This is a genomic window from Microbacterium sp. ProA8 (assembly GCF_039905635.1).
GTDB lineage: Bacteria > Actinomycetota > Actinomycetes > Actinomycetales > Microbacteriaceae > Microbacterium > Microbacterium chionoecetis.
The window spans coordinates 3,057,498-3,070,182 of sequence record NZ_CP157000.1; the positions used below are offsets into that span (position 1 = coordinate 3,057,498).

A 12,685-nucleotide genomic window follows, 5' to 3' on the forward strand; every position below is an offset into this window, starting at 1 on the left:
GTCATGCCCCCTCGAACTGCTGGGCGGCCTGGGCCGCGGCATCCAGTCCGGCGTTCTGCTGTCCGCCCCCGGCGGGGCGCTTGAAGTAGGCGACCAGGCCGCCCTCAGGACCAGGAACGACCTGGACGAGCTCCCAGCCCTGCTTGCCCCAGTTGTTGAGGATCGCGGCGGTGTTGTGGATCAGCAGGGGCGTGGTGAGGTACTCCCACGTCGTCATCGCGACTCCTCGGGTATGCGGAAAGGACGGCAGGTGAAGGCTGGGAAACACCCCGGCGGGCGCACGTCTCTGAGGGATTCGCCCAGGTATCTCCCCTACGATCAACCCTATGCCTGATACCAAACGCACGGCCACAGGTGTGCTCGGCGGCCTCGCCGGGCTCGTAGGCCTCAGCGCCGCAGCCGGTGTCCTGATCGCCGCGACCGTCACCCCCGCGGTCGCCATCACGAGCACTGCGGCCGAGCGCGCGATCACGATGTTCGACAATCTGCCGAGCTCGCTCGAGATCGACAAGCTCATGCTGCCGAGCAACTTCTACTACACCGACCCGGCGAGCGGGCAGCCGCAGCTCATGACGCAGTTCCTCGAGCAGGACCGCACGCCGGTCAACTTCGACCAGATCAACCCCGTCATGTATGACGCGCTGCTGTCCAGTGAGGACCCGCGCTACTACCAGCACGGCGGCATCGATCTCATCGGAACCACCCGCGCGCTGCTCTCCAACGCCGGAGGTGCCGCGGAGACGCAGGGTGGCTCGTCGATCAGCCAGCAGTACGTCAAGAACGTGCTGATCCAGAAGTGCGAGCAGAACGCCGCCACGGAGTACGAGACGAACGACGCCGGCGAGGTGGTCATCGACGAGGCGACCGGTCTGGCGAAGGAGAAGGTCAGCCGCGATCAGGCGCTGCTCAACTGCTGGGTCGAGGCGACCACGGCCGAAGGGGCCGAGGGTTACAGCCGCAAACTGCAGGAGATGCGCTACGCGATCGCGCTCGAGCAGAAGTACTCCAAGAACGACATCCTGCTCGGCTACCTCAACATCGCCAACTTCGGCGGCATCACGTACGGCATCGAGGCGGCAGCCCGCCGGTACTTCAACACCACTGCCGCGAATCTCACCGTTGCGCAGGCGGCGACGCTCGCCGGCATGGTGCAGAATCCGAACAGCTACCGCATCGACAAGGTCGGCGGATCGATCACCAGCTCCGACGGAACGACCTTCAACAAGGCACCGGACGGCGTGATCGACGAGGGCGCCAAGCTCGGCGTGCTGGATGACCTCGTCGCCTCCGGTGACATCACGGAAGAGCAGAAGCTCGCCGCCGCCGACGGATACACCTCGACGAAGGTGCGCCAGCTGTACGTGCTGAGTCGCCTGCTCGAGGACGGCAAGATCACGCGCGAGCAGTACGTCGAGGCGGCCGCCTGGCCGATCACGCCCAATGTCGTCGAACCGAAGACCGGTTGCGGGAATGCCGGCGGGGCCGCGTATTTCTGCCAGTACGTCAAGTACGTGATCCTCAACGACCCGGCGTTCGGAGAGACCGTGGAAGCGCGCCAGGACACCCTGCAGCGCGGCGGACTCAACGTCTACACGACTCTCGACCCGCGCATCCAGGGCCCCGCCGAGCAGGCGATGGCCACGTACGCGCCGACCAGCATCCAGATGCGGCAGGGGACGACCCAGCCGGAGGCGGGCCGCTTCGGCTCGACCACGGTCAGCGTCGAGGCGACGACCGGACGCGTCCTCGCGATGGCCCAGAACACGAAGTTCAGCGAGGATGCCGCCAACGCCCCGGACTGGAACTTCTCGTCGCAGGTGTATGCCGGCGACCAGACCTTCGGTGCCTCGACCGGCTTCAGCGCGGGATCGACGTTCAAGCTCTTCACGCTTCTCGACTGGCTCGAGAAGGGTCACTCGGTCAACGAGACGCTCAACGGCACGCTGCGCATCTTCAAGAAGCTGACCGTGTGCGGCGAGACCTGGAACAACACCGCGACCAAGCCCACCGGCAACTTCGGCAAGGATCCCGGGCGTATCGGCACTCCGATGCAGTTCACGGCATCGTCGCTGAACACCGGCTACTTCGCGATGGCCGAGAAGCTCGACCTCTGCGACATCGGCAACGTCGCCACGAAACTGGGCGTCATCGATACCTTCAACAACGCGCCGGTCAAGATGAGCGGCCTGAACACCGTCATCGGGACGGCGAACGTGTCGCCCCTCGCGATCGCGGGAGCCTACGCGACGGTCGCCAACAACGGTACGTACTGCCAGCCGCAGGTGATCGACCGCGTGACCGATTCCGACGGCAACGAGCTGCCGAAGCCCGAGCGCACGTGCAACCCGGTCCTCGATCCGAAGGTGGCAGCGACCGCGGCCTACGCGCTGCAGGGCGTGATGAACGGCGGGACAGGAAGCCAGGGCAAGCCGCGCGACAGCGTGCCGCTCATCGGCAAGACCGGTACCCATGAAGAGCTCCAGTCGTGGCTGGTCGAGTCCAGCACCAAGGTCGCCACGGCGACCTGGGCGGGCAACGTCCAGGGAGGTGGGGACATCTTCAAGACCTCCAACAGCAACGGGGTGCGCCTCTCCGACATCCGCTACCGCATCACCCGGGACGTTCAGGGCGCCGCCAATGCCGCGTACGGCGGCGAGCGGTTCGCGAGCCCTGACAACGACCTCATCAAGGTGCAGCTGACCGAGCTCCCCAACGTCGTGGGCCAGACGATCGACCAGGCGACGAAGACGCTGACCGACGCCGGGTTCACGGTCCAGGTCGGCGGGCCGGTCGACTCCAACCAGCCGGCGGGAGTCGTCGGCGCCCAGAACCCGGGAGCCGGCAGGGTCCCCGGTGGCAGCACCGTCACGATCAACCCCAGCAACGGCGAGGGCCTCACAGTCCCCGACGTCTCGGGTCGCTCGCTGGAGGACGCCAAGAAGGCCCTGCGCAGCGCCGGCTTCGGAAACGTCGGCGACGGCACCTGCACCGCTGACGCCGCCGCCGGTGCCCAGACGAGGGCGACTGCGACCAACCCCGGCGCCGGCAGCGTCGTCAACCGCAACACGGGGATCCTCGTCGACTACACCGCCGCGGCCTGCGGTGGTGGCGGTGGAGGCCGCGGTCCCGGCGGCGGCGGTGACGACGACTAGTGCCGCCCGCAGCAACTCGCACCGCCCTCACCGTGCTCGGCACGGTGGGGGCGGTCGGTGCAGGAGCCGCGATCTGGGGCATCGGCATCGAGCGCTACCTCTTCACCGTCCGCTTCCACGAGGTGGCTGTGCTTCCGGCCGGAGCCGCGCCGATCCGGGTCCTGCACCTGTCCGACGCGCACATGGCGCCCTGGCAGCATCGCAAGCAGAAATGGATCGCTGCCCTCGCGGAGCTTCAGCCGGACCTCGTGGTCAACACCGGCGACAACTTGGGCCACGCCGAAGGGCTTCGCGGCCTGCGCGAGGCGTTCGACCCGCTGCGCGGCATCCCGGGGGTCTTCGTCCACGGTTCGAACGACCATGCCTCCCCTTCGCCGCGCAACCCGCTGAAGTACTTCACCGGGCCGTCGAAGGTGAAGCACACGTCCGAGCCCCTCGACACCCAGGCGCTCGACGACTACCTGACCGATGAGCTCGGCTGGCTCGATCTCAACAATCGTGTCGGGGCGCTGGATGCCGCCGGCCGCCGCATCGCCGCCTTCGGCGTCAGCGACGCCCACCGCGGGTGGGACAAGCCCGAGCTGCTCCCCGGGCTGCTGTCGGAGCTGCGCAGCGACGAGTCCGCCGACCTCACGATCGGTGTCACCCACGCGCCGTACCGGCGCGTGCTCGCCGAGTTCGTCGACCTCGGCGCCGACGCCGTCTTCGCGGGCCACACCCACGGCGGTCAGGTGCGTCTGCCCGGCTTCGGCGCCCTCGTCGCCAACTGCGACATTCCGCTGAAGCAGGCGCGTGGACTCAGCACGTGGACGCACGGCGGGCGCACCGTACCCCTGAACGTCAGCGCCGGTCTCGGGCACTCGATCTACGCGCCCGTGCGGTTCGCCTGTCGTCCGGAAGCGTCGCTACTGACCCTCGTTCCTGGCGCGTAGCCTCGGTTCCTCCCCAGAAGGAGGTCGCGGGCGCTGGTCCACAGATCCGCTCGACGGACACTCGCGCGGGCCGGCGCTCCCGCAGTCTCGGTGTGTGCCGAAGAATCGCCGACCGCCTCTGAACTCCGCACCGCGACCCCTTGTGCTGCGGGTGCTGTTCGCCCGACTGCCCCTGCCCGCCTACGTGCTGATCTTCCCTGTGCTGATCCTGCTCCTGGCCCTCGACGTCGTGGCGCCGCCGCGGGCCGACGCCGCCGAGCGGGGCGTGGGATTCGGCACGTGGGCACCTGTCTCGGCGTACGGCTGGCACGGCTCGATGCTCATCGACGGCGTGCACACCTACTGCATCACTCCGGGTGCACCCGCGCCGACCGGACCGAGCAGCGACCACGGGATCAGCGGCTCGGCCGCGGGACTGTCGCCGCAGCAGCTCGCCGGGATCAACCTGCTCGTGTCGAGCTACGGACAGACGCAGGATCCTGTGCAGGCCGCTGCGGTGGCATGGGCGGTCAAGGCCATCGCGAATCGCGAGGAGACGCTCCACGCCTTCGGGTATCGCGGCGATTCGCTGGCTGAGGCGATCCATTGGACGCTCTCCGCGCTCGCGCCGCAGCACGATCGGGCCGTGCAGGAGCGTGCGGTCGCCTACTACGACGAAGCGCTCCGTGCCGCACACACCGCGACGGCGGCGAGCGGGAGCCTGGTGTTCTCGACGGATGCCGCCGACCACCGCAGCGGCACGGTGCGGGTGGACGCCACGAGCGCCGCAACCGGGACGGTGACACTGGTCAACGCCGTCTTCGCCGACTCGGGGTCACCGACGCGCGACGGGGCGTCCGTGGGAAGCGCCTACTCGATCCGGACGGTGCCGCCGGCAGAAGGGCGCGCGTACGCGGTGAGCGGCACCGGGCGCTTCCGAGCCGGCCTCCCCGCTGCGGTGCGCCACTACACGACGCCGGGTGGGCAGGAGACGGCCGGCCCTGCCGGCGTGATCGAGTTCGAGGTCGCGGGATCCGACGCCGTCCCGCGCGTTCCGCCGTTCTCCCCCAGCATCTCGACGCGGGTGCCCGCGCGAGAGACGGCGGGAGGCCCGTACCTCGACGAGGTGACCTTCACCGCGGACGCCGGCTCATGGCCGCGCGCGGAGGACGGGTCATACCTGCCGGTGACCGCCGGCGCCGTCGTGTACCGCACGGACGTGGAGCCGGTGCCCGGCTCGCCGGTCCCGGCCGCGGCATCCGTCGTCGGCACCCTGCGCGTGACGACCGATCCGCTGATCGGTCCGATGGGCCCGTACACGGTCACCTCCCCGTGGGAGATGAACACGCCGGGCTTCTACACGGCGGTATGGAGCGTGAGCGCCGCCGACCAGGTCGCCGCAGTCGTCGCCCACACCGGGCCGGATTTCGTCTGGATGGAGCGCTTCGGCGAGCCGTCGCAGGTCGCCGTCGTCGCACCCCCGTCCGCCGCGTCGACGCCCCCACCGCCCGCGCCGACGGAGACTCCTGCGCCCGACGGAGAGGTCGCTGCGAACCCGCCGTCGGCCGCGCTCGCCGCCACGGGGACGGACACCGCCGCCGTCCGAGGGCCTGCGGCCATCGCCGTGGCGCTGCTCAGCATCGGCATCGCGATCGTCGCTTCCCGTCGACCCCGGTTCGGAGCACGCCCCGTGATCAGGTAGACTCATGGGGTTGTCAAACGGGGTGTGGCGCAGCTTGGTAGCGCGCTTCGTTCGGGACGAAGAGGCCGCAGGTTCAAATCCTGTCACCCCGACATCGGAGAGGCTCCGCCGGAAGGCGGAGCCTCTCGCATGAAAGGACGGACACCGTGACCGACAATAACCCGCCCCTTCTCGTCGCCTTCGACCTCGACGACACCCTGGCTCCGTCGAAGAGCCAGATCGACCGGCGCATCGGCGAGCTGCTCATCGCTCTGGCCGAGCGGGTCGAGGTCGCGATCATCTCGGGCGGCCAGCTGGCCCAGTTCACGACGCAGGTCGTCGACCGTCTTCCGGATGCCTCCGCCGCCGCCCGCTCGCGGATGCACCTGCTGCCCACGTGCGGCACTCAGTACTACCGCCTGACGGAGGACGACGTCGTCACCGTCTACAAGCGCTCGCTGACCGACGACCAGAAGTCCCGAGCGCTCGCCGCCGTCGAGGGGGAGGCCCGTCGCCTCGGACTCTGGGAATCCGAGACCTGGGGCGACATCCTGGAGGACCGCGGCTCGCAGATCACGTTCTCGGCCCTGGGTCAGCAGGCGCCCGTCGCAGCCAAGATGGCATGGGATCCGACCGGCGAGAAGAAGAACGCCCTGCGGGCGGCCGTGGCCGCACTGATCCCCGATCTCGAGGTGCGCTCAGGGGGCTCGACCTCGGTCGACATCACGGAGCAGGGCATCGACAAGGCCTACGGCATGCGTCAGCTCGCCGAGCAGACCGGCATCGCCCTCGACGACATGCTCTTCGTGGGCGACCGCCTCGACCCGGACGGCAACGACTACCCCGTCCTGGCGATGGGCGTCGCCTGCCACGCGGTGGAGGGCTGGGAAGACACCGCCGTCTACCTCGAGCAGCTCATCCCCACGCTCCCCGTCCGCGTCTGAGATCGCCGGAGCGCTCCATCGCCGAGCGGCGCCTCCTCGCGCGCCCAGCCCGCGTTCGTCCCACTCGTTCCCCCGCCCGCTCAACGACCGGTTGAGGCAGCGGTCGTTGAGCGAGCGGAACGTCGAATGGATCAGCCCTGAGGGCGCGACGAGGTGCCCTTCGACGCGGTGGTCTTCGCGGGACGGGATGCCGCGGCATCCGTCTTCCCGTTCGCCGTCGTCCGCGGTGCCCGCGCGGCCGGACCCGACGCGACGCGCACGCGCGGGGCGCCACCACCGGCGGCCTCGGCCGGAGCTCCCGCGAGCGGCATGAGGCGCGTGAGCTGCGTGACATGCCGCGGCTCGAGCTCGGCGAGGGTCGAGACGCCGAGGAGCTTCATGGTGCGCTCGATCTCGCTGCGCAGGATCTCGATCGTGCGGTCGACGCCCTGTCGTCCGCCCGCCATGAGGCCGTAGAGGTACGCGCGGCCGATGAGCGTGAACTTCGCGCCGAGCGCGATGGATGCCACGATGTCGGCGCCGTTCATGATGCCGGTGTCGACCATGACGGTGGCGTCCTTGCCGACTTCGCGCACCACCTCGGGCAGCAGGCGGAACGGGACGGGCGCGCGGTCGAGCTGGCGCCCGCCGTGGTTCGACAGGATGATGCCGTCGACGCCCGCGTCGATGAGCCGCTTCGAGTCGGCGACGTTCTGCACGCCCTTGACCACGATCTTGCCCGGCCAGATGTCGCGGATGATCGCGAGGTCGTCGTAGCTGATCGTCGGGTCCATCGCGGAGTTGAGCAGCTCGCCCACGGTGCCGCCCGTCGTCGAGAGGGAGGCGAACTCGAGCTTCGGCGTGGTCAGGAAGTCGTACCACCACCACGGCCGCGGGATCGCGTTGATGATCGTGCCGAGGGTCAGCTGGGGCGGGATGGAGAACCCGTTGCGCTTGTCGCGCAGGCGTGCGCCCGCGACGGGCGTGTCGACGGTGAACTGCAGCGTGTCGAAGCCGGCGGCCGCCGCGCGGCGCGCAAGGTTGTACGAGATCTCGCGGTCGCGCATGACGTACAGCTGGAACCAGTTGCGTCCGTGGGGGTTGGCCTTCTTCACGTCCTCGATCGACGTCGTGCCGAGGGTCGAGAGCGTGAACGGGATGCCGGCGGCACCGGCCGCACCCGCACCGGCCGTCTCGCCCTCGGTCTGCATGAGCCGCGTGAAGCCGGTCGGTGCGATGCCGAACGGTAGCGCCGAGGGACCGCCGAGGATCTCGGTCGACATGTCGACGTGCTCGGCCGGACGCAGGATGTCGGGATGGAATTCGACGTCCTCGAACGCCTGGCGCGCACGGGCGAGCGAGAACTCGCCCTCAGCGGCGCCGTCGGTGTAGTCGAAGGCCGCCTTGGGTGTGCGGCGCTTGGCGATCGTGCGCAGATCGTGGATGGTGAGCGCCGCCTCGAGCCGGCGTTTGCGACCGTCGAGTTCGGGCTTCTTGAACTGCATGAGCTCGAGCAGCTCTGCGGGCTTGGGGAGTTGGCGCTGGACCATGGGAGTGCCTTTCAGGAGGTCGGATCCGTGGCGGCGGGTCCGGGGACGGAATCGGCGGCGGCGCGCGCGAGGCCCGCCGAGGCGTAGTAGCCCACGATGTGGTCGTGGACGAGGGTGCGGGCACGGAGGGCGTCGCCCGCGTCGACGGCGTCGAGGATCGCGTGGTGCTCGCGGCGGAGGCGGTCGGCAGCGGCATCCCATTCCGCGATGCCGGCGGCACCGGCCTGGACGTACGACTCGATCGCCGTGCGCAATCCCGCCATCATGGCGGCGATCACGACGTTGCCCGACGCTTCGGCGAGGGCCAGATGCAGCTGGGCGTCGAGTGCCAGGAACTCCGGCGCCGTGAGGTCTGCGGCGTCCATCGCATCGAGGATGTCGCGGGCCCGGGTCGTCGTCAGCGCCGGGTCGGTCGCGACCGCGTCCACGACAGCGGACTCCAGTACGAGGCGGGTCGCCACGACGTCGTCGAAGGGGAAGCCCTGAGCGGCGACCTGCAGCCGCAGCAGCGCCGACATTCCCCCCTCGGGCGTCGCGATGATGATCGCGCCCGACGTCGGGCCGGAACCGGTGCCGGTGCGGATGAGCCCCATCACCTCGAGCACGCGCAGCGCCTCGCGGACGCTGGAGCGACCGACGCCGAGGGTGGCCGCGAGCTCACGCTCGGGCGCGAGCCGGTCGCCCGGGCGGAGCGTGCCGTCGAGCAGGTCCGTCTCGATCTTCTCGAGGACGACACGCCAGGCGCGCGCCGGCGCGATCGCCGGCGGCGGGGTGGGGGTTCCTGCCACGGATCTCCTCATCGATGTCGGATCCGCCTGCCCTCCTCGATGAAGGCCAGGTGTGGTTCGGTCAAGAAAACGTGTGGTTCGGTCAAGATCGCCTGTGGTCAGACCACGATAACGTGTGGTCCGACCACAGACAACCCACGGTGACGCGGGATGTCGTCCTGGAGCGCTACTCTGACCCCATGGATCCCCTCCCCCTCGTGCTCATCGTCGCGGGCGTCGCTGCCGCGTTCTGCTGGATCACCTCCCTCATCACCAACGAGACGTCATGGATCGACCGGATCTGGTCGATCGTCCCGGTGATCTACGTGTGGATCTTCGCCGCTGCCGCCCTCGTCACAGGCGTCGATGCGGCCCGGCTGGTCGTGATGGCCGTGCTGGTCACCGCCTGGGGTGTGCGGCTCACCTTCAACTTCGCGCGCAAGGGCGGCTACACCGGCATGGAGGACTACCGCTGGGCGGTCCTGCGCGGGCGCATGAAGCGGTGGCAGTTCCAGGTGTTCAACCTGCTCTTCATCGTCGGATTCCAGAGTGCGCTGCTGGTGCTCATCTCGCTGCCGGCGTTCATCGCGTGGCAGCATCCGGTGCCGTTCAACGGATGGGATGCCGCATTCGCCGTCGTCTTCGCCGGGTTCCTCGTCGGTGAGACCATCGCCGACCAGCAGCAGTGGGCCTTCCACCAGGCGAAGAAGGCCGCCGGCGGCGCGCTGGAGCCCGGGTTCCTGACGACAGGGCTGTTCGCGTACAGCCGCCACCCCAACTTCTTCTTCGAACAGGCGCAGTGGTGGGCGTTCTACGCCCTCGGCGCGGTCGCCCTCGTCGCCGACGGCGGCAGCTGGCTCAACTGGACCATCGCCGGCCCGGCGCTGCTGACCGTGCTGTTCATCGGTTCGACGGTGTTCACCGAGTCGATCTCGGCCGGGAAGTACCCCGCGTACCGCGAGTACCAGCGCACCACGTCGATGCTGCTCCCGTTCCCCCGTCGCCAGGGGCGCGCGCCGGAGACCGCCTGACCGCCGCCCCGCCGAGAGTCACTCCAGGCGTCCGCCGGACGCGCGGAGGTAGTCCTCGGCGCAGAGGGACTCGTACGTGATGCGGTCGGCGGTGAGCTCGTCGATCGCCACCTGGTCGCCGTCGAAGACGAAGCGTCCCCCGACCAGACGTGCGTTGAAGAGCGCCTTGCGTCCGCATCGGCAGATCGTTTTGAGCTCCTCGAGGCTGTGCGCGAGCTCCAGCAGCCGGGCCGAACCCGGGAACGCCTGCGTCTGGAAGTCGGTGCGGATGCCGTAGGCGAGCACCGGCACGCCGTCGAACACGACGATCCGCAGCAGGTCGTCCACCTGTTCGCGCGTGAGGAACTGCGCCTCGTCGATGAGGAGGCAGGCGACGTCGACGTCGTGCTCGAGCGCCTCGGGAACCAGGGTGTCCGCCGCCTCGGCCTTGACACGCGCGCGGTGCTCGGCGAACAGAGCCCGGATGTCGTCGTCGGGCCCCACGAGGAAATCAACGGTGCGCTTGACGCCGAGGCGGCTGTCGATCTGATCGGCGCCCTTCGTGTCGATCAGCGGCTTGGCCAGCAGCACGTGCTGGCCGCGCTCCTCGTAGTTGTACGCGGCCTGAAGGAGCGACGTCGACTTGCCGGAGTTCATCGCCCCGTAGCGGAAGTAGAGCTTGGCCACGGATCGAGCGTAGTCGCTGGCGAGGCGACGCCTCTGCTCCGGTGGGCCCCGTCAGAGTGGGGGCGCCGCGCGCTCCCAGGGCTCGATCGCACCCGGCCGCTCCACGAGACTGGGCGACGGCGCAGCGACAGCCGGAAGGCGGGGCAGCCAGGCCGGGTCGCGCAGCGTCACCTTCGCCCGCAGATGCGCGAGCTCGAAGGCGAGCTGACCGGTGGTGACCGGGATGCCGGGGTTCGCAGCATCCGTCCGCAGCACGCGCGATCCGTCGAACGAGTACCCGCGGGTCATCGCCTCGAGGCGCACCGCGCAGAGGTAGTGGCCGATCGCATCGAGCGGCTCGTCGGCCGCCCGGAAGCGTTCGAGCTGCGGATGCCGCGTGTAGCCGCGTGTCGTGCCGGTGAGCACCCGCTGCGCGAGGAGCCCTTCACGCCAGCACGCCACGAGTGGCGCGCGATCGAGGACCGAGGGGTGCAGCGACCACAGCCTCATGGCCGGCTAGGCGGTGAGCGCGAGCGTCTCCGCGGTCTCGCCGAGGAGCTCCTGCGCGACCTCGGGACGCGCGTTGAGCGTGTCGCCGTAGGTCGGGATGAGCTCGCGGAGGCGCGGCTCCCAGGCGTCGATGCGGTCGGGGAAGCAGGTCTTCAGCAGCCCGAGCATGATCGACACCGCGGTCGACGCACCCGGGGATGCGCCCAGCAGGCCCGCGATGGTGCCGTCGGCGCCGGTGACGACCTCGGTGCCGAACTGCAGCACGCCGCCCTTCTCGGGATCCTTCTTCATCACCTGGGCGCGCTGACCGGCCTGGATGATCTCCCAGTCCTCGTCCTTCGCGGTCGGCATGAACTCGCGCAGGCTGTCGACCTTCTTCGCGTGGTTCTTCAGCAGCTCGCCGACGAGATACGTGATGAGGCTGGGGTTGTCCCACGCGACCTTGAGCATCGGGCCGAGGTTGCCGGGCCGCACCTGACCGACGATGTCGAACCACGAGCCGGTCTTGAGGAACTTCGGGCTGAACGTCGCGAACGGGCCGAAAAGCAGCGATGCCTCGCCGTCGACGACGCGCGTGTCCAGGTGCGGCACCGACATGGGCGGAGCGCCGACGGATGCCTGCGAGTACACCTTCGCCTTGTGCTGCGCGACCACCGCAGGGTTCGACGTCTTGAGGAACTGTCCGCCGATCGGGAACACGCCGTAGCCCGAGATCTCGGGGATGCCGGAGCGCTGCAGCAGCTTGAGCGCCCAGCCGCCGGCGCCGACGAAGACGAACTTGGCGCGGATCTCGCCGGGTGTCCGGCCGACAGTGCGGCGGTACTTCACGCGCCACGTGCCGTCGGGCAGGCGCTTCAGGCGGCGCACCTCGGTGTTGATGCGCACGTCGGCGCCGTTCTCGGCGAGCCGGTCGATGAGCTGGTGGGTCAGCGCTCCGAAGTCGACGTCCGTACCCGCCGGCATGCGGGTCGCGGCGAACGGCTCGCCCTTGCGGCGCTTCTGCATCAGGAGCGGCGCCCACTGGTTGATGACGCGGGAGTCCTCGCTGTACTCGATGCCGGCGAACAGCGGCTCGTCCTTCAGCGCCTCGTAGCGCTTCTTGAGGTAGGCGACATCCTTCTCGCCCTGCACGAAGGTCATGTGCGGGGTGGAGTTGATGAACGTCGACGGAGCGTCGAGCACGCCGGCTTCGACGAGCGACGACCACAGCTGACGGCTCTGCTGGAACTGCTCGTTGATCGAGATCGCCTTGGCGGGGTCGACGGTGCCGTCCTTGCCCTCGGGCATGTAGTTCAGCTCGCAGAGCGCCGCGTGGCCGGTGCCGGCGTTGTTCCAGGGGTTCGAGCTCTCCAGCGCGACGTCGCTCAGCCGCTCGAAGACGGCGATCTTCAGGTCGGGCTGCAGCTGCTGCAGCAGGGTGCCGAGCGTCGCACTCATGATGCCGCCGCCGATCAGCAGAACGTCGACCGTCCCCGTGGGGAGGTCGCTGTCGTCAGGGCTGGGCAGGGCGTCGGA

The 12,685-nt window shown here is 69.4% G+C and carries 11 protein-coding genes and 1 tRNA gene; 6 read left to right on the forward strand and 6 right to left on the reverse strand.

Annotated elements, in window-relative coordinates; all coding sequences use genetic code 11:
* Window position 1: 1 nt before the first annotated feature.
* Complete coding sequence (locus ABG085_RS13740) at window positions 2–217, reverse strand: DUF4177 domain-containing protein (RefSeq protein ID WP_163619321.1); 216 nt, start codon at window positions 215–217, stop codon at window positions 2–4.
* A 109-nt stretch (window positions 218–326) separates the two neighbouring features.
* Between ABG085_RS13740 and ABG085_RS13745 the strand changes: the two genes are divergently transcribed.
* The 5 genes from ABG085_RS13745 (at window position 327) to ABG085_RS13765 (ending at window position 6,688) form a co-directional block, all read left to right on the forward strand.
* Window positions 327–3,152 carry a transglycosylase domain-containing protein gene (locus ABG085_RS13745; RefSeq protein ID WP_347976291.1) on the forward strand — a complete coding sequence of 942 codons (2,826 nt, stop codon included), beginning with the start codon at window positions 327–329 and terminating at the stop codon, window positions 3,150–3,152.
* Entirely contained in the window at window positions 3,152–4,084 is a 933-nt protein-coding gene (locus ABG085_RS13750; protein ID WP_347976292.1) for a metallophosphoesterase, read from the forward strand. The genes ABG085_RS13745 and ABG085_RS13750 overlap by 1 nt, the downstream gene beginning before the upstream one ends.
* Before the next feature lie 94 nt (window positions 4,085–4,178).
* Entirely contained in the window at window positions 4,179–5,765 is a 1,587-nt protein-coding gene (locus tag ABG085_RS13755; protein ID WP_347976293.1) for a hypothetical protein, read from the forward strand.
* A gap of 18 nt (window positions 5,766–5,783) precedes the next feature.
* Window positions 5,784–5,857: transfer RNA gene (locus ABG085_RS13760), tRNA-Pro, on the forward strand.
* Between the two features lie 54 nt (window positions 5,858–5,911).
* Complete coding sequence (locus tag ABG085_RS13765; RefSeq protein ID WP_347976294.1) at window positions 5,912–6,688, forward strand: HAD-IIB family hydrolase; 777 nt, start codon at window positions 5,912–5,914, stop codon at window positions 6,686–6,688.
* Window positions 6,689–6,819: 131 nt separating this feature from the next.
* Here the strand turns inward: ABG085_RS13765 and ABG085_RS13770 are convergent, their stop codons facing one another.
* Complete coding sequence (locus ABG085_RS13770) at window positions 6,820–8,217, reverse strand: alpha-hydroxy acid oxidase (RefSeq protein ID WP_347976295.1); 1,398 nt, start codon at window positions 8,215–8,217, stop codon at window positions 6,820–6,822.
* 11 nt (window positions 8,218–8,228) lie between these two features.
* The gene (locus ABG085_RS13775; protein ID WP_347976296.1) at window positions 8,229–9,005 is read right to left on the reverse strand and encodes an FCD domain-containing protein; all 777 of its coding nucleotides are present in this window, start codon (window positions 9,003–9,005) and stop codon (window positions 8,229–8,231) included.
* 179 nt (window positions 9,006–9,184) lie between these two features.
* Between ABG085_RS13775 and ABG085_RS13780 the strand changes: the two genes are divergently transcribed.
* Window positions 9,185–10,015, forward strand: coding sequence for a DUF1295 domain-containing protein (locus ABG085_RS13780; RefSeq protein ID WP_347976297.1), 831 nt, complete (start codon window positions 9,185–9,187; stop codon window positions 10,013–10,015).
* 18 nt (window positions 10,016–10,033) lie between these two features.
* On the opposite strand, the gene ABG085_RS13785 is transcribed toward ABG085_RS13780, so the two are convergent.
* Genes ABG085_RS13785 through ABG085_RS13795 form a run of 3 tightly spaced genes read right to left on the reverse strand, consistent with a single transcriptional unit; the run spans window position 10,034 to window position 12,676 of the window.
* Window positions 10,034–10,681: a thymidine kinase gene (locus ABG085_RS13785; protein ID WP_347976298.1), complete on the reverse strand. Its 648-nt coding sequence runs from the start codon at window positions 10,679–10,681 to the stop codon at window positions 10,034–10,036.
* Window positions 10,682–10,732: 51 nt separating this feature from the next.
* Entirely contained in the window at window positions 10,733–11,170 is a 438-nt protein-coding gene (locus ABG085_RS13790; RefSeq protein WP_347976299.1) for a pyrimidine dimer DNA glycosylase/endonuclease V, read from the reverse strand.
* A 6-nt stretch (window positions 11,171–11,176) separates the two neighbouring features.
* Window positions 11,177–12,676 carry a malate:quinone oxidoreductase gene (locus ABG085_RS13795; protein ID WP_347979201.1) on the reverse strand — a complete coding sequence of 500 codons (1,500 nt, stop codon included), beginning with the start codon at window positions 12,674–12,676 and terminating at the stop codon, window positions 11,177–11,179.
* Between the last annotated feature and the right edge of the window lie 9 nt (window positions 12,677–12,685).